Source organism: Treponema primitia, assembly GCF_046533075.1.
Lineage (GTDB): Bacteria > Spirochaetota > Spirochaetia > Treponematales > Breznakiellaceae > Termitinema > Termitinema primitia_B.
On sequence record NZ_JAJQRB010000056.1, the window covers coordinates 1 to 19,779 of the forward strand.

Annotated in this window: 18 protein-coding genes; 9 read left to right on the plus strand and 9 right to left on the minus strand. The window is 47.6% G+C overall.

The window, feature by feature from the left end:
- Positions 1-278: 278 nt before the first annotated feature.
- Genes LQZ19_RS11580 through LQZ19_RS11590 form a run of 3 tightly spaced genes read left to right on the plus strand, consistent with a single transcriptional unit; the run spans position 279 to position 2,408 of the window.
- Positions 279-449, plus strand: coding sequence for a DUF362 domain-containing protein (locus LQZ19_RS11580; RefSeq protein WP_411047824.1), 171 nt, complete (start codon positions 279-281; stop codon positions 447-449).
- Complete coding sequence (locus LQZ19_RS11585; RefSeq protein ID WP_411047825.1) at positions 436-1,416, plus strand: M23 family metallopeptidase; 981 nt, start codon at positions 436-438, stop codon at positions 1,414-1,416. The genes LQZ19_RS11580 and LQZ19_RS11585 overlap by 14 nt, the downstream gene beginning before the upstream one ends.
- Positions 1,413-2,408 (plus strand): hypothetical protein, encoded by a 996-nt coding sequence (locus tag LQZ19_RS11590; protein ID WP_411047826.1) that lies wholly within the window; start codon positions 1,413-1,415, stop codon positions 2,406-2,408. Before LQZ19_RS11585 ends, LQZ19_RS11590 begins: the two co-directional genes overlap by 4 nt.
- Positions 2,409-2,568: 160 nt before the next feature.
- Here the strand turns inward: LQZ19_RS11590 and LQZ19_RS11595 are convergent, their stop codons facing one another.
- The 7 genes from LQZ19_RS11595 to LQZ19_RS11625 all read right to left on the minus strand — a co-directional run bounded on the left by LQZ19_RS11595 (position 2,569) and on the right by LQZ19_RS11625 (position 8,256).
- Positions 2,569-2,787, minus strand: coding sequence for a hypothetical protein (locus LQZ19_RS11595; RefSeq protein ID WP_411047827.1), 219 nt, complete (start codon positions 2,785-2,787; stop codon positions 2,569-2,571).
- 175 nt (positions 2,788-2,962) lie between these two features.
- Positions 2,963-3,604, minus strand: coding sequence for a CatB-related O-acetyltransferase (locus tag LQZ19_RS11600; protein ID WP_411047828.1), 642 nt, complete (start codon positions 3,602-3,604; stop codon positions 2,963-2,965).
- Positions 3,605-3,609: 5 nt separating this feature from the next.
- A complete protein-coding gene (locus LQZ19_RS11605) occupies positions 3,610-4,707 on the minus strand; it encodes a tetratricopeptide repeat protein (RefSeq protein ID WP_411047829.1) in 1,098 nt (365 codons plus the stop codon).
- A gap of 31 nt (positions 4,708-4,738) precedes the next feature.
- Positions 4,739-6,274 carry a tetratricopeptide repeat protein gene (locus LQZ19_RS11610; RefSeq protein WP_411047830.1) on the minus strand — a complete coding sequence of 512 codons (1,536 nt, stop codon included), beginning with the start codon at positions 6,272-6,274 and terminating at the stop codon, positions 4,739-4,741.
- A gap of 58 nt (positions 6,275-6,332) precedes the next feature.
- Positions 6,333-7,427 (minus strand): tetratricopeptide repeat protein, encoded by a 1,095-nt coding sequence (locus LQZ19_RS11615; protein ID WP_411047831.1) that lies wholly within the window; start codon positions 7,425-7,427, stop codon positions 6,333-6,335.
- A 213-nt stretch (positions 7,428-7,640) separates the two neighbouring features.
- The gene (locus LQZ19_RS11620) at positions 7,641-8,024 is read right to left on the minus strand and encodes a type II toxin-antitoxin system RelE/ParE family toxin (protein ID WP_411047832.1); all 384 of its coding nucleotides are present in this window, start codon (positions 8,022-8,024) and stop codon (positions 7,641-7,643) included.
- Positions 7,978-8,256 (minus strand): type II toxin-antitoxin system Phd/YefM family antitoxin, encoded by a 279-nt coding sequence (locus tag LQZ19_RS11625; RefSeq protein ID WP_411047833.1) that lies wholly within the window; start codon positions 8,254-8,256, stop codon positions 7,978-7,980. Before LQZ19_RS11625 ends, LQZ19_RS11620 begins: the two co-directional genes overlap by 47 nt.
- Before the next feature lie 388 nt (positions 8,257-8,644).
- Between LQZ19_RS11625 and LQZ19_RS11630 the strand changes: the two genes are divergently transcribed.
- From LQZ19_RS11630 to LQZ19_RS11640, 3 genes are all read left to right on the plus strand, one after another.
- Positions 8,645-9,568 (plus strand): helix-turn-helix transcriptional regulator, encoded by a 924-nt coding sequence (locus LQZ19_RS11630; RefSeq protein WP_411047834.1) that lies wholly within the window; start codon positions 8,645-8,647, stop codon positions 9,566-9,568.
- Positions 9,569-9,649: 81 nt separating this feature from the next.
- Entirely contained in the window at positions 9,650-10,762 is a 1,113-nt protein-coding gene (locus LQZ19_RS11635) for a DNA alkylation repair protein (protein ID WP_411047835.1), read from the plus strand.
- Between the two features lie 13 nt (positions 10,763-10,775).
- Complete coding sequence (locus LQZ19_RS11640) at positions 10,776-11,063, plus strand: Dabb family protein (RefSeq protein ID WP_411047836.1); 288 nt, start codon at positions 10,776-10,778, stop codon at positions 11,061-11,063.
- 32 nt (positions 11,064-11,095) lie between these two features.
- Here the strand turns inward: LQZ19_RS11640 and LQZ19_RS11645 are convergent, their stop codons facing one another.
- Complete coding sequence (locus LQZ19_RS11645; protein WP_411047837.1) at positions 11,096-11,674, minus strand: hypothetical protein; 579 nt, start codon at positions 11,672-11,674, stop codon at positions 11,096-11,098.
- A 61-nt stretch (positions 11,675-11,735) separates the two neighbouring features.
- Entirely contained in the window at positions 11,736-12,143 is a 408-nt protein-coding gene (locus tag LQZ19_RS11650; RefSeq protein WP_411047838.1) for a hypothetical protein, read from the minus strand.
- A gap of 459 nt (positions 12,144-12,602) precedes the next feature.
- Here LQZ19_RS11650 and LQZ19_RS11655 point away from each other — a divergent pair, with 459 nt between their 5' ends.
- Genes LQZ19_RS11655 through LQZ19_RS11665 form a run of 3 tightly spaced genes read left to right on the plus strand, consistent with a single transcriptional unit; the run spans position 12,603 to position 19,481 of the window.
- Positions 12,603-15,308, plus strand: coding sequence for a penicillin-binding protein 1A (locus tag LQZ19_RS11655; protein ID WP_411047839.1), 2,706 nt, complete (start codon positions 12,603-12,605; stop codon positions 15,306-15,308).
- A gap of 38 nt (positions 15,309-15,346) precedes the next feature.
- Complete coding sequence (locus tag LQZ19_RS11660; RefSeq protein ID WP_411047840.1) at positions 15,347-15,739, plus strand: ParB/RepB/Spo0J family partition protein; 393 nt, start codon at positions 15,347-15,349, stop codon at positions 15,737-15,739.
- Between the two features lies 1 nt (position 15,740).
- Positions 15,741-19,481 (plus strand): ATP-binding protein, encoded by a 3,741-nt coding sequence (locus LQZ19_RS11665; protein WP_411047841.1) that lies wholly within the window; start codon positions 15,741-15,743, stop codon positions 19,479-19,481.
- The last annotated feature ends 298 nt before the right edge of the window (positions 19,482-19,779 follow it).

The following is a 19,779-nucleotide window of genomic DNA, read 5'->3' on the forward strand; positions in this document are numbered from 1 at the left end:
CTCTGTGTTCTTCCCTCTGTGTTCTTCCCTCTGTGTTCTTCCCTCTGTGTTCTTCCCTCTGTGTTCTTCCCTCTGTGTCCTCTGTGTTCTTCCCTCTGTGTCCTCTGTGTTCTTCCCTCTGCGTCCTCTGCGTTTTTTTCTTCAGAAAGCAAAAATGGCGCCAAGCATCGTCTCTGTCTGTGTGGTCTGTGTGGTCCGTGGTTGAATTTTGAATTCCTGTCTTGAAAAAACCGATAATATATTGTATCTTATAAATAATTTATTTAGAGAGGTGTGATATGGCGTATAAGATCAGTGACGCGTGTGTGAACTGCGGTTCCTGCGAAAGTGAATGTCCCTCGGAGGCCATCTCCGAAAAAGACAATCTCCGCTGGATCGATCCCGGCAAGTGTGTGGATTGCGGTTCCTGCGCCGCAGCCTGCCCTACCGAAGCAATTGCGGCTGAATAAGCGCGAATTCCGGTATAAAAGGCAAGGGGTAACCCTTGCCTTTTTTTTCGGCCAAACGGTTTCTATCCTCTTCCTCCTCTCCGCCCCGCAAACCCCAGCCCAGGATGCACAGCCTTTCCCGGTGATTTCCCGGCTGGACAGTTCCGATACGGCCTTTCGGCAGTACGTTGCGGATGTGGAGGCCGCCCGGCTGCGTATCCACAACCGGGAACGTACCGGAGAAGGGGCGGAGTCCCTGGCGGGGGTACTTACGGTATACGCCTATAACCCCGGGCCCCGGGACGACGCCTTTACCCTGGCGGCCCGCTGCAATATCCCCTACGCAGCCCTGGCCACCCTAAACCACATACCCCACCCGGATAGCTTTATCGGGGCGCCGACCCTGCTCCTCCCTTCCATGTACGGCATCTTCATCCCCGAAAAGCCCGAAACGGACCTGGAATTGCTGCTCTTTACCGGAAGGGCCCAGGAGGAAGGGATTCCCATCACGGTAACCAGGAGCGGCGGAACCGAGCGTTTCCTCTTTATCCCCGGAGCGGATTTTTCCCCCACCGAGCGGGCCTTTTTCCTGAACACCGGTTTCCGCTACCCCCTGCGGACCTACCGGCTCAGCAGCCCCTTCGGCCCCCGGGTAAACCCCGTTACGGGCAATTTCCGGGTACACCAGGGGCTGGATTTGGCAGCCCCCGAAGGAACCGAGGTATACGCCGCCCGGGACGGGGAGGTTATCGAAATGGGTACGGACCCCATCTACGGCAACTATATCATTATCCGCCATGGGGAAACCTGGGCCAGCCTCTATGGACATCTATCAAAATTTGAAACGGCCTTGCGAAGTCACGTCCGATCCGGTACTCTTATAGGAAGAGTCGGTTCAACCGGTCAGTCAACAGGACCTCATCTGCACTTTGAGTTGCGGCAAAATGGGAGAGCTCAGGATCCCGGGAGACTGTTATTTACAAAATGATACGCCCATGGCGGGCATTTCTGTACCTTTTCCTACTCACCCATCCCGGCGGCGTGGAGCTGCTTAGGGCGGAACCTCTGCATATATCGAACGCCGGAAACATCCTGGTGTCCCAGGACAATCCCGGGGGCGATTCCATAAGCCTTTCCTATACCGATTCGGTGGTGATTACCCTGGATCGGGAGATCCGTTTTTTTAAGGGGATTGAGCTGGAGCTCATCGTACCCCAGGCCTATATGGCCCACCGGGGAAGCCTGGCCCTGGCGCTCTACGCGAATCTTGACCGGGCGCCCGAGGCCGGAACGGCGAATCTGGATGCACAGCAGATCAGCATGGAACCTATTCCGAATAAAATCCAGATCATCTATCAGATCCCCATCCGTTCAAACCACGGGATGCGGGCCAGTCCCTATTCGTCCCTTCCAACCGGGATAGTACCCCCGGAATCCTTCCCCATCCTGTTCAGAATCCTGCCGGCTATCAAAGACCTCGGCGAGGAAGTCGAAACCATGCCCTTCAGGCTCAGCGCCAAACCCATATTCAGCGATGAGGGGGCGGTACGGATAGCCATCCGGAATCCGGAACAACTCCCCCGGCGGCCTTTTACGGTACTCGTTGATGACGAAGTGGTGGAACGGCCCCGGGAAATCCGGCTTTTAAAGGAAGGGGAACATCAGTTGGTGATTATCTCCGACGACTACCGGAATGAAAACCGCCGTTTCCTCGTAGAGCGGGGAAAGATCCTGGACCTGAGCATTACCCTTCAGGACACCACCCCCCTGGTTTATTTCGAAGCTCCGGACAAAACGCTGATATTTTTTGACAACGAAGCGGTGGATAACGGCCGGCAGCCCATAACAACGGAACCGGGACTCCACGAGGTACGTTTCCAGATGAGCGATTACTCTGTGGTCAAGCCAATCACCATACAACGGGGGAAAACCTACCGGGTTGCCCTGGCTGTGGATGTATCTATTTCCGAAGGCGATTGAAATATCTTAAGTCCTGGCGGAAATAACCGATATTAAAGATGTCGGACCTATAGTTCCCCTCCCAAATCACTATATTTCCGACATGCCTCAAGGGCAGGGCCGGCGGTTTCCGCCGGTCCTTTTTTTGCTTAAACCCTTGTTACAAACGCCGGCTGGGTCCTTATATCGCATCAATTTGACCGTCATTGGCCGTAATTTTGTCAATAAAATCCATTGCTTCATTCAATTTTTCCGTTGTTTGGGTCAACACACCGGCGGTAATGTTTAATTCCTTATCATAATTGTCAACAAGGTCTAACAATAGTTTGTTTGCCTCTTTCAACGCCGTGTTCTCTTCTATCAATTTCTCCATTTCGAGACTTAATTTTGATTTCTCCATTTCGATACCCCTATATCAGGTTTTCGCACTATACAGCTATCAGTATCATTATGATAAGGTATACCATGGGATAAAGTCAAGCAAAAGTTGGCTTTCATTAATGCAGCTCTAACAATACCGGCAGCGGTAGTAATTGGCGTCAACCTAGTTTGGAATGCCTTTTACCAATTACTTTTTATTTTACAATCTTCTTCAATGCTTCTTTTACATACTCTAAATTGTTATTATGTAAGATTGGTATCAATTTATTTATTTCCCCTAACGGTAAATCCCACCATTTTAATTTTAACAGTATTTCTATTAGTTCATCATCGAATCTTTTTCGAATAATTTTTGCCGGATTTCCGGCTGCTATTGAATATGGTTCAATATTACTTCCTACAACGCTTTTGGTTCCAATTATTACCCCATCTCCAATTTTCACGCCGGGTAATATTGTTGAATTTTGTCCTATCCATACATCATTTCCAATTATTGTATCCCCTTTTAATGGGAATTTATCTAATGAAGGTACATTTTCATTCCATTTTTCAAAAATGTAAAACGGAAAAGTTGAAACACAGTCCATTTGATGATTTGCCCCATTCATAATAAATTCCACGCCTGCGGCTATTTGACAAAATTTTCCAATAATTAATTTGTCATTATAAAATTCATAAAAATGGGTTACATGGCTTTCAAAATCACTATCACTAAAATAAGTAAAATCCCCTACGGTAATATTTTTATTTTTAATCGTCGGTTTTATATAAACAACTGTTTTTATATCAGGTACAGGGAATACTACATTGGGATCGGGTAATATATTATCTTCCATTTTTTCTACCGCCCCCGCTCCCGCCGGGCTATTTCGAGATTATTCTTTGAATCAGCATCGTTTGGATCGATCCGCAATGCCGCTTCCCAGTCAGCAATGGCCCGATCAAGATCGCCTTCATAGTAATACGAAAAGCCCCGGTTGTGGAAGGCGTATGCATAGTTAGGATTGATCCTAAGGGCGGCGTTGTAGTCCGCGCGTTCCCGATCATAATCCTCTTTTTCGCCATACGCAATGCCGCGGAAGACTAAAGCTTCGGTATAGTTCGGATTGATCCTGAGAGCGGCAGTATAGTCCGCGATGGCCCGGTCATTATCGCCTTTGTTCTTATACGCAAAACCGCGGTTGTGGAAGGCGCCGGCATAGTTGGGATTGATCCTGAGGGCAGCGGTATAGTCTGCGATGGCCCGGTCATTATCGCCATTGTTACCATACACAATGCCGCGGCCGAGTAAGGCATTGACATTGTTGGGATTGATCCTAAGGGCGGCGTTATAGTCTGCGATAGCCCGGTCATTATCGCCTTTTTTGTAATATGCAAGGCCGCGGTTGTTTAAAGCGCCGTCAAAGTTGGGATTGATTCCTATAGCGGCGGTATAGTCCGCGATGGCCCGGTTATAATCGCCTTTGTCGTCATAGGCATTACCACGGTTGTATAAGGCATCGGCCGCGTTGGGATTGATCCTGAGAGCGGCGGTATAGTCCGCGATAGCCCGATCATTATCACCTTTGTTGTGATATGCAAGGCCGCGGTTGTATAAGACATCCGTATCCTTCGGATTAATTTGAATTGCCTCAGAATAGGCGTCAATGGCTTCCTGATATTTACTTTGCTTAAAATAGTCATCACCCGCTTTCGTAAACTGTTCAGCCCTTTGTGTTTCCGTCAAAACTGCCGCCGCCGGTACGGAGGCCGGTTTTGGAGCCGCCGGTTTTGGAGCCGCCGGTTCCGCCGGCTGCGCATCCGCTGCGGGAGTTTCAATTTCTACCTCTACACTCTTCTCCCCTGCTTTAGCCTGTACTGTTGTTTCCGGTTTTTCTTTTGTACAGGCGGTCGCCAAGATACCAACGAGAATGAACATTAACAAGATTTTAACTTTCATGGTCACTTCCTATTTTAGCATTAGTGATTTACTATCTCCGCCGCCGCCGGACTAATTCAAGATTACTCTTTGCAGGGGCATTGTTTGGGTCAATTCGCAGCGCCGCTTCAAAATCCTCGCCGGCCCTGTCGAGATCACCCTTATAGAAATACGCAAAACCGCGGTTGTTTAACGCCAAGGCTAAGTTCGGATTGAGAGCGAGGGCGGCGTTATAGTCCGCGAAGGCCCGGTCATAATCACTTTTATTCATATACGTAAGGCCGCGGTTGTTTAAAGTCAAGGCTAAGTTCGGGTTGAGAGCGAGGGCGGCGTTATAGTCCGCGATGGCCCGGTCGTAGTCACCCTTGTTATTATACGCAAGGCCGCGGTTGTTCAGGGCTTCGGCATTGCGGGGATTGAGAGCGATGGCGTCGTTACAGTCCGCGATGGCTTGGTCGTAGTCACCCTTGTTGTTATACGCAAGGCCGCGGTTGTTTAAGGCTATGTCATTGCGCGGATTGAGAGCGAGCGCAGCGTTACAGTCCGCGATGGCTCGGTCGTAGTCGCCCTTGTTGTTATACACATAGCCGCGGTTGTTTAAGGCTTCGTAAAAGTTGGGATTGAGAACAAGTACGGCGGTATAATCCGCGATAGCCCGATCATAGTCGCCTTTCTCTGCATACGCAGTACCGCGGTTGTGTAAGGGTATGAAATGGTTTGGATTGAGCGCGAGGGCGGCGGTATAGTCCGCGATAGCCCGGTCGCGGTCGCCCTTCTCGTCATACGCAAAGCCGCGGTTGTTTAAGGCATAGCCATAGTTCGGATTGAGCGCGAGGGCGGCAGTAAGGTCCGCGATACCCCGCTCATAGTCGCCCTTATTGTTATATGCGGTGCCGCGAAAATAATACCCTTCGCTTAAATCCTTGTTTATGGCCAAGGCCCGGTCAAATTCCCCGATTGCCTCATCATATTTTCCTTCGGCAAAGAGGTCCCTGCCTCGGTTATAATAGGCAAGAACATCTTCCGAAACACGGACTGCCGCCATGTTTGCCAGCGACGCAGTCACGTTTGCCAGCACCCTGTCGGCGTTATTCAACCGTACGGAATAGGTCGCAAGAACCCGCGAGGTTTCTACATCTATGGCCCGCAGCCGGAACTGGCTGAAGTCGGCGAAGCGGTCGAAGGACCCAGTGATGGCCACTTTGGCCCCCACATAGTGGCCGATGCCCACGGCTGACGCGTCGTCTACCATGCCGGACATCTGGAACTGATGCTCCTCGTCCACGGCTTGCAGGGTCTGACCACGGGCAAGGACAGTTAATGTTCCACCGGAACCGAAATGGTCGCCCAGTTCTTCACCCAGAAAATCGGAAAGATCGTCCAAAGGCGTAGCGATTTTGGCGATGACAATTTCCGTGTTGCCCTGCACCTTGGCCTCAACCACCGCCACCGCGCCGGTCATGGCTTCGTCAAAGCTCAAGAGGCCCGTCACCGCGGGGTCCGGCCCGGACACGCAGGCAACGCTGAATACAGCGGCGCAAAGCAACAGGCCAAGTACACGGGCAGAACGCAAGAAACGCTTCTTCACAATGGACCTCCGAACAGGAATTATCTTACACTATTACGGTAGTTTCTTCTATAATTAACTATCGTCCCCGTTGCCGCCGGGCTATTTCGAGATTTTGCTTGGCTTTGGCATGGTTGGGATTGATCCGCAGCACCGCTTCCCAGTCTGTGATAGCCCGGTCAAGATCGCCTTTGTCGGTATACGCAAGTCCACGGTTGAAAAGGGCGTTAGTATGATTGGGATTGAGAATGAGCGCGGCGGTATGGTCCGCAATAGCCCGGTCATAATCGCCTTTGTTGCCATACGCAAGGCCCCGGTTATCCAAAATGTCGTCATTGTTGGGATTGATCCTGAGAGCAGCGGTATAGTCCGCAATGGCCCGGTCAAGGTCGCCTTGGTCGAAATACACATTGCCACGGTTGTAAAAGGCAAAGGCATAGTTGGGATTGATCCTGATGGCGGCAGTATAGTCCGCAATAGCCCGATCAAGGTCGCCTCGGTCGAAATACGCATTTCCGCGATAAAAGTATCCTTCAGTTAATTCCTTGCTTATGGCAATTGCCCGGTCAAATTCCCTGATTGCCTCATCCAGTTGGCCTTCGGCATAGAGGTCTTTACCCTGGTTAAATCGGGCAAGGGCATCTTCCGTAACTCGGGCCGCCTTTACACTGTTCAGGGGCACGGTTAGATTTGCCAGTATTTTGTCGGCATTGTTTATCCGCGCTGAATACGTTGCAAGCACCTGAGAAGTTTCCACATCTAATGCCCGCAGCCGGAACTGGCTGAAGTCGGCGAAGCGCTCAAAGGCTCCAGTGATAACCACCTTGGCCCCCACATAGAGGCCGAAACCCACGGCTGATGCGTCGTCCGTGGCTTGTAGTGTCTGTCCCTGTGCAAAAATTTTAAGTTTGCGGGTGGCGTCGAAACGGCCGCCCAACTCTTCGTTTAAAAAGGAGGAAAGATCGGCTAAAGGCGTGTCGATTTTGGCAATAACGATTTCCATACCGCCCTGCACCTTGGCCTCAACCACCGCCACCGCGCCGGTCATGGCTTCGTCAAAGCTCAAGAGGCCCGCCACCGCGTGGTCCGGCCCGGACACGCAGGCAACGCTGAATACAGCGGCGCAACATAACAGGCCATACGCAAGAACGGAGAGAAGAATACTTTTCTTCATAAATAGCCCTCCAAATGGGAAAGGCGGATTTTAGGCGAAAGGACCCCGGCCTTACAAAGGAACAGTGTAACAGGGCGGGATGAGATACTCAATACGTCATTATGTTGAAATTATAGAAATAATTATATTTTCCCCAAAAAGCTTAATCTCATACTGTCCGTTTTCCGTCCGATCATCCACCGCCCTTTTCGTTATGCGAAGTACAATTTTTCTTTATATCTTATTTTCTATTACCAAATTTAATAATACTTCTTCTATATTTCTTCTTGTGTCCAATACATATTGTATTGATATTAATTTATTGCCATTTAATATTTTATAATATATTTTCCAAGGTCTTGCATTTATTTCAAAAACATCATTAATACCAATTTCCGATAATTCTTGTGATTTTCTGGTTGTAACTCTCTCAGATTTTAATAATTCAATCTTAGCCATGATCTCATCATATACTTTATTTGCATTAATTGGTCCGGAATTTTCTATGATATATTTTAAAATATCATCAAAGGCATTTGCACCATGTTTTGCCCAAATAATTTCTCGCATTTCATTTTCTACCCAATGTTTTTTCAAAACGTTTTTTTGCGTTTTCATGGGTTACAACATTACCATTCTTTATATCAATTTCACTAAAACTCAATAATTTTGCCAAATTTATAGCGTTTAATGTCCTTTGATAGCTATCAATATCGATAATTACCGCTTTTGCCTCGCCATTTTGTGTTATTATTATAGGAGATTTCGTTTCTCCTACGTTCCTAACAACTTCTGTAGTATGGGCCTTTACATAAGAAATTGGCTTAATATTCTGAACTAAATCTATCATAATATACCCCTTATACTTAATATAGTACCATATTTTGATTAGGTCAATACTTTATACAGATTTTCGTACGTTTTTATATTTTTAAAGAAAGGGAAAAATAGCTTGCATTTTTACCCTTAAAATGATATAAGGATTTTACCACGCCATAATGTCGTATTATATCATGGTAGTTTTACTGTTTCAATATTTTTTCCAGCAAATTCGTTATATACAGTAACGCATTTTTTATTCCTCTATAACGGTAATTTTTAATGTAATTAATTGCCCCGCTAAGTCTATCGGCTTGATATATTAATTTTGTTTGTCCCTGTATTTCTTGACTTGTTCCATGCTGCGGCTTCATGGACTGTTGTCAAGTTATGTGATATACTCTTTGCGAGGTGATTTTATGCAAATCCATAGATTGTTTGAGATTGTCTATATTCTACTCAATAAACGGGTAATAACCGCCAGAGAACTGGCCAAACGTTTTGAGGTTTCGATACGGACCATATATCGTGATGTTGAGGTTCTAACATCAGCCAATATACCCATATATGCAACACAGGGAAAAGGAGGCGGTATAACCCTGCTTGATAATTATGTGTTAAATAAATCCCTCTTATCCGATCAGGAGCAACAGGAAATACTTTTTGCGTTACAGGGTTTTCAGGCAACAGAGTACCCGGAAGTTGACATTGTTCTTTCAAAGTTAAGCGGTTTATTTAACAAAAAGGATTATAACTGGATAGAGGTTGATTTTTCTTCCTGGGGGAATCATAAAAACAGGAATGATCAATTTAGTACGCTAAAAGATGCTATCATCGGTCAAAAAATTATAAGTTTTGAATATTATAATTCTTTTGGCGAGAAAAGCCTACGAAAAGTTGAACCAATAAAACTTTTTTTCAAAAATAGTGCGTGGTATTTACACGCATTTTGCTTAAAAAGGGAAGAAATAAGGACATTTAAAATATCCCGTATGGTAAACATTAAAAAAACCATAGATCCATTTATCCATAAAATTTCAGATGATGGAATAGAAGCCGACAAGGAAAAGATACAAGAGAAAAAAATAGCAATTTGTCTGCGGTTTACCTCCGATGGAGCTTATAAGGCTTTTGATACCTTTAACCCCGATAGCATTATTAAAAATGCGGATGAGACATTTACCGTAAAAACAACTCTGCCGGGAGGCCCCTGGCTGGTTGATTTTATCCTCTCTTTGGGATCCGCCGTTGAAGTAATGGAGCCTGCTAATGTACGTGACCAAGTTATAAATAAGTTGAAAAATAATCTGAAAAAATATAAAAATATTTATAACATGACATAATGTAGTCATGTTAAGGCTTGTATATTAATGGCATAACCGCAAAAACGGTTAAAAACCAGAGGAAAGAATATAAAGGTTGTTATGGCGGTATTATTAAAAGATATTTATAATCGGGAATTTTTATCGGACTTTGGCTCCAAGATACAATCCGTGTATAAACCTTTTAATACCGCCATTTTTATTGATGTGGTAATGGATAAAGAATGGAATAATCTGCCGCTTAAAGCACGGATGCGAAAAATCACCAAATCGCTAGGCCCTTTATTACCCGGTTCATACAAAAAGGCAATACAGATATTATCCGGTATTGCGGATAACTGTGTTGGTTTCCCGTATCTGATTTTCCCTGATTTTGTGGCTTTTTACGGCCTTGAAGAAAAAAACTGGGAACTATCAATGCAAACTCTGGAATATTTTACCCAAAAATCTTCTGCGGAATTTGCTATACGGTCTTTTATTTTAAAAGACCCCAAAAAGGTTATGAAGCAAATGAAGGCTTGGGCAAAAAACTCCAATGAACATGTAAGGAGGCTGTCAAGCGAGGGATGCAGGCCCCGCCTACCCTGGGGTGAATCACTTCCGGTATTTAAAAAAGATCCGGCTCCGGTATTTGCCATATTAGAATTATTAAAAGATGATTCCTCATTGTATGTACGAAAAAGTGTGGCCAATAACCTGAATGATATCTCCAAGGATAACCCGGACATGGTACTTTCAACGGCTAAACGTTGGAAAGGGGTAAGTCCTAATACTGATTGGATTATCCGGCGCGGGTGCCGTACACTTGTCAAAAAAGCGAATTCTCAGGCCTTAAAGCTTTTTAACTATGCAAGTCCTTCGGTTAAAGACCCGCTTGTTTCCGGGGTGTCCTTATCCTTACAGCCGCAGAAATTACACATTGGGGACAGTGGAGAAATACGGTATAATTTGACGGTACGTTTAGGCAAGCCTATACATATCCGCATTGAATATGGTATTGATTTTGTAAAAGCAAATGGGCATATATCACACAAGGCCTTTTTGATATCAGACAAAACGATAGAAGGAGGTCTTTCTATTTCAGGAACCCGTCTACACCGTTGGGTCGACTTAACTACCCGACGGCATTATCCGGGGGAACATAAGATAACTTTAGTAGTGAACGGGCAGGAAATCGCCACGAAAACACTCAAACTTTTATCGAAAAAAAATTAAAGGAGAATGGAATATGATCGTTAATAATTTGATTATAAAATTAAAAAATCGTGATCAGGAAAGTATCAATAACGCAGTAAATATATTACGAAGTTTGAAAGGAAATATCCCCGTTCTTATTGACAGCCAGGTGGAGGTCGATGTAAATTCAGGTAAATCAACTTATGATATAATTCTAATCAACAAATTTGCTTCAGCTGAAGATTTGCCGGTATATTTAAAGCACCCTGTCCACGTAAAAGTAGCCGAATATATTACCAATGCTATGGAGACAAGCGCGTCATTATGTTTTGAAATATAGAAATAATTAGGGCTTGCTGAGAAAAGGCTCGCTTAGCGAAATACATTTCCCGCATTTATCCCCACACCTATTGAAAATTTTAATCCATTTACACCGGATATGACTCCACGCATATATGACAATTGTCCGCTTATTAAAATATTTCCAAAATCATATCCGCCAACTAAAGTAGGAACCATAAAAAAATCAGCCCGCTCTTGGGTACCCCATTGATCAAAAGAAGTAGGTGCATCAAAATATATTACGGATTTTGGCATTACATTAAAAATAGCTCCCACAAAATATTTATTATAATAAACATATCCCGAACCAATCACCGGGTCAAATAATACGGCAGTTTGAAAATCAGAAACTATATCGATTTCAGTTGATACGGTGAAACCTGTTTTTCCTATAAATAAAACATTTACATTCCATGTCATTCCTTTTGCTAATGGTTCAAATCCACCACCACCAAAAATATGTCTTTCATAATCCATGAATTGACCGCCAATCCCGTAAGTTGCCAATATTTGCTGGGAAAAAACAGGAACAATACCACCGAGAGAAAAAAACACTACCATGATAATGAAAACTCTACTCGAAATTTTCCGATTTTTTAAAAACGCCATACCCATCTCCTTAAAAAACTGTTCGTAATATTAGTACATCTTATTTATTTTGTATATCATTTTACCTCCATGAAGGCCAATAACTCCTTTCAAATTTAATATCATTTTCTTTTAATATTGAAATAAGATAATCTATATCTTTTGTCTCATATATAAAGGCTATATATTTAAAAATATTTTTTCTTAAAGCATCTTCCATTTTAAGATAAAAGCTTTTGTTTTCTTCTTTTAGATTTTGAAAATCTATTTCACCAATAGAATTTTGAAACACTTTCAATAATTTGTCATAATCAGTTGAATTAACGTAATAATAATCCTCAATTTCGTGTTCAGAGCCGTTTTTATACGAATCACAAATATAAGTTCCAAAACTAATACGATTATCGTCAAAGGTTATACTAACAGACTTGTAAAAAGAATCTCCGTTTTCCAAATGTCTACTATCATTTTCAAATTCATGATGATCCATATTTAATACTCCTCATCCTGTATATTTGCCGCTGTTATATTTAAAAAGGCGTTTTTACATAGGTTAAATTATACCCCCTTTTACAGTTAAAGTAAAGACGGAAATTAGATGCCCGCACCTCTGCGTTACCCCTGAACTACGGTGCTTTTACCTACATTTCAAGATCATAGATTTATGCACATTAAGCAAGAAAAGGCAGAAAACTTAGTTTAGCATATCGTTAAGCGCCCCCCCACCAAGCATTCTCCCGTATACCCCCACAAAGGCGGGCGGGTACGGGGGTGTGCCGGACGCTCGCATATTTGGAATTCCTCACTGGAGGAGACCCGAAGGGGCTCCGTAAGTGAATTCTACAAGCATGCGAGCGCCCGGCACACCCCCGTACCCGCCCGTTTTTGCGAAAGATATATGCGAGAGATTGCTTGACAAACCCCTCCCCATTCCCTACCCTAAAATAACATGAGAGCCTACGTCCTAATTCGCATTTTTGCAGCTCTAACGATACTGGCTGCGGTAGTAATCGGCGTCAGCCTGGGCCTTTCCCTGGCGGAAACCAATAATATCAAAAATCAGGAAAATTTTGTCGAATTTGCCCCCGCCCTGCCCACCAAGATCATGGATATCAACGGGGAACTGATTACTGAATTTTCTGCGGATGAAAAACGGGAGATGGTTTCCCTGAGTGAACTGCCCCGGCACCTGATCTATGCGGTCCTGGCGCGGGAAGATCCGGATTTTTATAACCATAAGGGCTTCAGTATCCGGGGTATCGCCCGGGCAGCCATGGGAAAACTTATCGGCAAGCCCCTGGGGGGAGGGTCCACCATAACCCAGCAGGTGGCGGGGACCCTTTACACCGACCGTACCGAATACTCCTATACCCGGAAAATCCGGGAACTTTGGTGGTCCCTCCAGATGGAGCGGCGGTATACCAAAAACGAAATTCTCGAAATCTACCTTAATTATATGTATATGGGGCCCGGTACTTACGGAGTGGAGGCGGCAAGCAAGTACTTCTTTGGGCACAGCGCCCGGGAAATTACCCTGGCGGAGGCGGCTATCCTGGTGATCCAGCTTTCCAGCCCGTCACGGTACAACCCCCTGGATAATCCCAATCTCGCCCGGGACCGTCAGCGTTCGGTACTGGACCGGATGATCGAGTTTGGCTATACCACCCGTGAAGAAGCGGACGCCTCCTTCAACGCCTATTGGGATAACTACGATTATACCCGGGCTTCAACATCCGCCTACTATAGCCGGGAGGACGCTGCTCCCTGGTTCAGCGAATATGTCCGCCGGGAATTGGATAGCATGATGTACGGCACCATGGACTACTACCGGGACGGCTACACGGTGCTCACCACCCTGGACCTGCGCCACCAGGCGGCGGCGGCTAAGTTTATGGAACAGGGGCTGGCAAAGGCGAATAAGGAGTATTCCCGGTCCAGTTCCAACCGGTTCACCGAGGCGGAAAGGACCTACGTGCCGGTAATCGATATGCTTTCCCTTTTCTTTGACCTGGGCGATATCCATGCTTCATCAGAGGCCCAGAATAAACAGAAAGCCCTCTCCCGGTATACAAAGACCCTTAATCCGGTGGCGGATATGGCCGCCCTCATGTTTGGCATCCAGGACCTAAAGGTCATGACCGCCAGTGCCTTTGCGGAGCTTAAAACTAACACCGAAAAAAATGTGGTGGAAGGCGCCCTGATTTCCATCGAAAATGAAACCGGCTATATCACCGCCCTGATCGGCGGTTCCAAGTACGACGAATCCAACCAGCTTATCCGGGCAACCCAGGGAAATATCCAGCCGGGAAGTTCCTTTAAGCCCCTGTACTATTCCGCGGCCATCGATTCCCGAATCTTTACCCCCACCTCTTTGATCTACGATCTGCCCATCGTGTTCCATAACGAGGACGGTACCCCCTACATCCCCCTGAATTTCCGGGGCGAATGGAAGGGTTCGGTATTACTCTACGATGCCCTGGCTAATTCCATGAACGTACCTTCTCTCAAGGTTCTGGACGCCATCGGCTTCGACGCCGCCATAGACCGGGCGGCAACCCTGTTGGGTATAAGCGATCCCGCGGTAATACGGCGGACCTTCCCCCGGGTCTATCCCCTGGGGCTGGGCATCATCTCTGCGGCGCCTTTGCAAATGGCCCGGGCCTTCGCGGTTTTTGCCAACCAGGGCCGGGATGTTTCTCCCATCGCCATCCGCGCGGTGGAAGACCGGAATGGCCGGGTCGTATTAGATACGGAACGGGAAGTACGGCTCCGGCAGCGGCGTATGGGCAGCGATGCTCAGGTTATCAGCCCCCAAAACGCCTATGTGATGACCAGTTTGCTAAAAAAAACCGTGGAAATGGGAACCCTCTATGCCCCCTCCGAATGGGGGGCAAAATTTACCTTTAGGGATGAGCAGGACAAACGGTTCCGTATGCCCATGGCGGGGAAAACCGGTACCCCCCAGAACTGGTCCGACGCCTGGACCGTGGGCTACTCCCCCTACTATACCACCGCCATCTGGTTCGGCTTCGACAAACCGGGCAACTCCCTGGGGGTAAACCTCACGGGGTCCACCCTGGCAGGTCCGGTTTGGGCGGACTTTATGCGGGAGATCCACCAGGGCCTGCCCCTCAAGGACTTTGTCAAACCCTCCACGGGGATCATCGATGTAACGGTCTGTACCAAGTCGGGGCTGTTGAAAACGCCGGGCTGCCCCGGGGATGTAACCATGCCCTTCCTGGAAGGAACCCAGCCGACCCGGTACTGCGATCAGCACGATGGCGTCGCCGCCAGGGCAAATCAGGTAAACCTGGAGGGAATGCGTTTGGATACCCTGCTTATGGACAGCAATACCCTGCTGGGAGAACTGAAGCTGCCGGAACTGCGCCTGGATCTGCTTCCGCCGGAACTGCAGCGGCCGGAACCGGTAAACCGGCCTGCCTCGAATCGCAGCGGAAACCGTACTAATCCCCGGACGGCCCCGGCAAGACCAGTAGTACCCTCCCGAACACCCTCCCCGGCCCGGGGAACTGCGCTGCAACAGGCCGAAACGGATGCTTCCGATGGTTCTCCCCGAAATACCCGGAGCAACCCCATCATCTCGGATGAGGAATTCGGGCTGGAACTTCCGGATTATAATCCCCTGCTCGATTAAATTCTTTTAAAATGGTATATTGTATATGAGGTAGTTTGGTGCAGGTCCCTTTGGATGAAATTATTGTAAAAAAACGGGTACGGAAAGAAATGGGAAATATTCCCTCCCTGGCGGAGAGTATGAAACATTTTGGTCAGATGAGCCCAATCGTGCTTAACAGCCGCAATCAGCTAATTGCCGGGGGCAGGCGGCTTGAAGCGGCGCGGTACCTGGGGTGGAGAACCATTAATGCCGTGGTAATGGACATTAGTGATAACCTTTCAAAGCTGGAATACGAGGTTGAGGAAAATCTTCAGCGCCAAAATTTTACTCCCGAAGAAATCACCCAGGCTGCAAAAAAGATAAACAAACTCCGAAATCCCGGATTCTTCCGGCGTATCTTGAATGGAATTATCAAATTCTTTAAAATGCTTTTCAGAATAGAAAACTAATATGAAAAAGATAATTGACTCTCTCAATGTATCCCTGGGAAATCTTTTCTCCAAGCTTGGCCTGGGAATGCGGGCGAAGCTGATTATCCTTTTTGTTATTATCAAAGTTATTCCCCTGGTATTGCTCACCATCATGGCATGGGGACAGGCAATGGCGTTGGGGAAAGAGCTAACCCGCCGTACCCAGGAATTAACCGTCCAGGCCAATGAAGCCCTGGTAAAAACCGGGGATATGGCGGTGGAAGATTCGGTGACCGCTCTGAACAACCTGGCCACAGCCCAGATAGAACGGACCAGCACCGATATGGCCCGCCGGGTAGCGGATTTTCTCTACGAACGGGATAGGGATATTCTTTACGCTTCGGGGATTGAACCAAACCCGGCTGCGTTCCGTTATTTTGTTGACAATAAGCTGGGGAATCTGATAAAGAAGGGAGAATGGGAACTGGCGGAGGACGGTAAATCCTGGGTTCCCAGGGAAACTCCCCGGCCGGAGAAAACCGTCGTTTCCTCAATCAAAGAAAACGAGTCCAGCTTCCACTACCGGCCTCCCGACAGTTTTGCTGCCGAGCTGCGCCCCCTCTACCTGGAAATGACCTATGTGGATCTTGCCGGTAATGAACTCATCAAGGTAACTACTTCCCCACGGATGGATCGCACGCTGAAAAATGTGGCGGATCGCCGGAATACCTATGTAAAGGCGGAAACCTATTTTGCGGAGTTAAAGAACCTTAAACCGGGAGAGATCTATGTATCCGATGTGATCGGCGCCTATGTCCGCTCTCATGTGATCGGTATGTATACTCCGGAGAACACCGCAGCCCGGGGCCTGGATTTCCGGCCCGAAGAGGAAGCCTACGCGGGGAAGGAAAACCCCAATGGCAAACGTTTCCAGGGTATTATACGCTGGGCAACACCGGTGGTGCAGAACGGCCGTATAACAGGCTATGTAACCCTGGCGCTGGATCATGATCACATTATGGAATTTACGGATCATACCACTCCCATGAACGAGCGGTACATAGAATTGCCCAGCGCCTTCGACGGCAACTACGCCTTTATCTGGGATTATAAGTGCCGCAGCATCAGCCATCCCCGGCATCATTCCATCGTAGGCTTCAATCCCGAAACCGGGGAAAGCGAAGTTCCCTGGCTGGAAGAAAGTATCTACCATTCCTGGTTGACAAGCGGTTTATCCTACACCGAATTTATCAAAGACCAGCCCACATTCGTAGATCAATCCCGGATAAAAAAACCCGCAGCGGAACTAACCGCCCGGGGTTTGGTGGGCCTGGATGGCCGCTATCTTAACAACGCCCCCCAGTGTACGGGCTGGTTCGATCTGACCAGTGAAGGGGGCTCCGGTTCCTTCCTCATACTCTGGAGCGGGCTCTGGAAACTTACCACCGCCGCTACCATCCCCTACTATACGGGCCATTACGGTGAATCCAAACGGGGCTTCGGCTTTGTTGCCATCGGCGCGGGATTCGAAGATTTCCAGCGTCCCGCCCTGGATACCAAGGAAGTTTTGGACGGGGTTATCGCCGATGCGGATCGGAACCTCGCCAACGCTGCCGAGGAAACCGGCAAAGCCATTAAGGCAAATCTTCTGGAAACCACCGTAAAACTGGTGGTATCCGCGGGGCTCATGATCATCCTGGTGGTCCTTATCGCCATATGGATAGCATCAATTTTTACCGGAAGCATCACCAGTATTATTAAGGGCATATCCACATTCCGTTCCGGAGAACGGCAGTTCCGGTTCAATGCCCGGACTAAGGATGAAATCGGTACCCTGATGGATTCCTTCGACGATATGGCGGAAAGCCTCGTGTCCAGCGAGAAGGATGCCCTGGTGATAACCCGCATGGACGGCGCCGTCATTTATGTAAATGATATAGGCCTTACAACCATGAAAAAAGCATTTTCCGATATCCAGGGGAAACCCTACGCCCATATCAGCATCTATCCCCCGGATTCACCCTACGATCCCGTTATCGCCCTCCACAACGACCGGGAAGCGGATGTTATGTACCGGTCTGATACGAAACAGTACGTCCGGGGAAGCGCCTCCTATTTAACCGATAAGGGCGGAAATAATATCGGCTATATCATCACCACAACCGATGTTACCGAGATCGTGGAGGAACAGAAGAGGATCGAGGAACAAAAAACCCTGTTAGACACGATTTTCTCCGCCTCCCCGGATCTTATCTGGTATAAGGATATTGCGGGCCGGTACCTGGCGGTAAATCCCCGGTTTGCCGCCGCAACGAGTAAAACTGTTGACGAGATAGTGGGGGCGGCCGATGAGGATGTATTCGTTTTGGAAAGCCTTGCAAATATCCGGGAACAGAACCAAAAGGTCATTGAATCCCGCAGACCCCAATATTCGGAAGAGCATCTTGTTTTTGCGGACGGCCATGAGGAAATTTTGGACCTGGTGCGGACCCCCATCTTCGACGGTGATAAAAATCCTGTGGGGATACTGGGTTTTGCCCGGGATGTTTCGGCCCGGGTGGCCATTGAAAATGAATTACGCCAAACCCAGATCGATCTTGAACAGGCGGTGATAGACGCAAATGCGGCGAACCGGCATAAAGGAGATTTTCTGGCGCGGATGAGCCACGAGATCCGAACCCCCATGAACGCCATCATCGGTATGACCGGAATTGTAAAAAAGAAACTCAGCGATGGTGAAGCTGCCGCAGAGGAGATCCAGGCAAACCTTCGGCAGATCGAAACTTCCTCCCAGCACCTTTTGGGACTCCTCAACGATATTCTGGATTTCTCAAAAATCGAGGCCGGCAAAATTGAACTTTCCGATGAGGCGGTGGACCTAAAAAAACTGGTCCGTACCGTAGAAACCATCATCAAGCCCCGGTGCGACGAAAAAAATATCACCTTTGATATCCGTTTAGAGCTTAGTCCGCCCGCATCCTTCAGGCTTGATCCCCTGCGGCTGCGTCAGGTATTGATCAATCTCCTGGGCAACGCGGTTAAATTTACCCCCGAGTGCGGTAAAATAGAATTCAGTATTACTGAAAAAGAAAAGCATGCGGGCAGAACCCTGCTGGAGTTCACGGTCCGGGATAACGGAATCGGCATATCCGAGGAAGACCAGAAGTCCCTGTTTAAGCCCTTTGAACAGGCCTCGGTACAGACATCCAAAAAATACGGCGGAACCGGTCTGGGATTAGCGATTAGTAAAAGTATTGTGCAGCTCTTTGGGGGGGATATTACCCTGCAAAGCGCCGAAGGAAAGGGAAGCGCCTTTAGTTTCAGCCTCTCCTTCCCCGACGAGGCAGCCCAGACTGAGGAAGAGCTGAGTCTGCAGAACACCGAGAACCGCCTTGCGGGCAAGCGGGCCCTCCTGGTGGACGACGTGGAGATAAACCGTATCATCGCAGTAAATCTGTTTGAATTTACCGGCCTTGGTTTTGATGAAGCGGAAGACGGTCTTATGGCGGTAAAAAAATTCCGGGAATCTGCGGAGCATTACTACGACATAATTTATATGGATGTACAGATGCCCAACATGGACGGCTATGAGGCCACCGCCGCCATCCGCGCCATGGACAGGGCGGATGCCAAAACCGTACCAATCGTAGCCCTAACCGCCAATGCCTTTAAGGATGATATCGACAAGGCCCTCGCCAGCGGCATGGACGCCCATCTGTCAAAGCCCCTGGAAATGGATAAGTGTATCGAAGTAAGCTTCCGGCTTATGGGAATTAGGTAAATATAGTAATGTCCAAAAAACAGCGCCCGCTCTCATTTTAACCAAAATTTAACATAGGACCCAGAGGGAAAACCGCAGAGATCACAGAGGGAAGAACACAGAGATCACAGAGGGAAGAACACAGAGGACCCAGAGGGAAGAACACAGAGGACACAGAGGGAAAACCGCAGAGATCACAGAGGGAAAACCGCAGAGATCACAGAGGGAAAACCGCAGAGGACACAGAGGGAAGAACACAGAGATCACAGAGGGAAGAACACAGAGATCACAGAGGGAAGAACACAGAGATCACAGAGGG

What these genes read in the sequence shown, in the direction of transcription:
- LQZ19_RS11620 (WP_411047832.1), bottom strand. Translation starts at nt 8,024, where the DNA reads ATGAAAACGCAAAAAAACGTTTTGAAAAAACATTGGGTAGAAAATGAA.
- LQZ19_RS11650 (WP_411047838.1), bottom strand. Translation starts at nt 12,143, where the DNA reads ATGGATCATCATGAATTTGAAAATGATAGTAGACATTTGGAAAACGGA.
- LQZ19_RS11655 (WP_411047839.1), top strand. Translation starts at nt 12,603, where the DNA reads ATGAGAGCCTACGTCCTAATTCGCATTTTTGCAGCTCTAACGATACTG.
- LQZ19_RS11630 (WP_411047834.1), top strand. Translation starts at nt 8,645, where the DNA reads ATGCAAATCCATAGATTGTTTGAGATTGTCTATATTCTACTCAATAAA.
- LQZ19_RS11590 (WP_411047826.1), top strand. Translation starts at nt 1,413, where the DNA reads ATGATACGCCCATGGCGGGCATTTCTGTACCTTTTCCTACTCACCCAT.
- LQZ19_RS11640 (WP_411047836.1), top strand. Translation starts at nt 10,776, where the DNA reads ATGATCGTTAATAATTTGATTATAAAATTAAAAAATCGTGATCAGGAA.
- LQZ19_RS11635 (WP_411047835.1), top strand. Translation starts at nt 9,650, where the DNA reads ATGGCGGTATTATTAAAAGATATTTATAATCGGGAATTTTTATCGGAC.
- LQZ19_RS11595 (WP_411047827.1), bottom strand. Translation starts at nt 2,787, where the DNA reads ATGGAGAAATCAAAATTAAGTCTCGAAATGGAGAAATTGATAGAAGAG.
- LQZ19_RS11645 (WP_411047837.1), bottom strand. Translation starts at nt 11,674, where the DNA reads ATGGCGTTTTTAAAAAATCGGAAAATTTCGAGTAGAGTTTTCATTATC.
- LQZ19_RS11625 (WP_411047833.1), bottom strand. Translation starts at nt 8,256, where the DNA reads ATGATAGATTTAGTTCAGAATATTAAGCCAATTTCTTATGTAAAGGCC.
- LQZ19_RS11665 (WP_411047841.1), top strand. Translation starts at nt 15,741, where the DNA reads ATGAAAAAGATAATTGACTCTCTCAATGTATCCCTGGGAAATCTTTTC.
- LQZ19_RS11605 (WP_411047829.1), bottom strand. Translation starts at nt 4,707, where the DNA reads ATGAAAGTTAAAATCTTGTTAATGTTCATTCTCGTTGGTATCTTGGCG.
- LQZ19_RS11615 (WP_411047831.1), bottom strand. Translation starts at nt 7,427, where the DNA reads ATGAAGAAAAGTATTCTTCTCTCCGTTCTTGCGTATGGCCTGTTATGT.
- LQZ19_RS11600 (WP_411047828.1), bottom strand. Translation starts at nt 3,604, where the DNA reads ATGGAAGATAATATATTACCCGATCCCAATGTAGTATTCCCTGTACCT.
- LQZ19_RS11580 (WP_411047824.1), top strand. Translation starts at nt 279, where the DNA reads ATGGCGTATAAGATCAGTGACGCGTGTGTGAACTGCGGTTCCTGCGAA.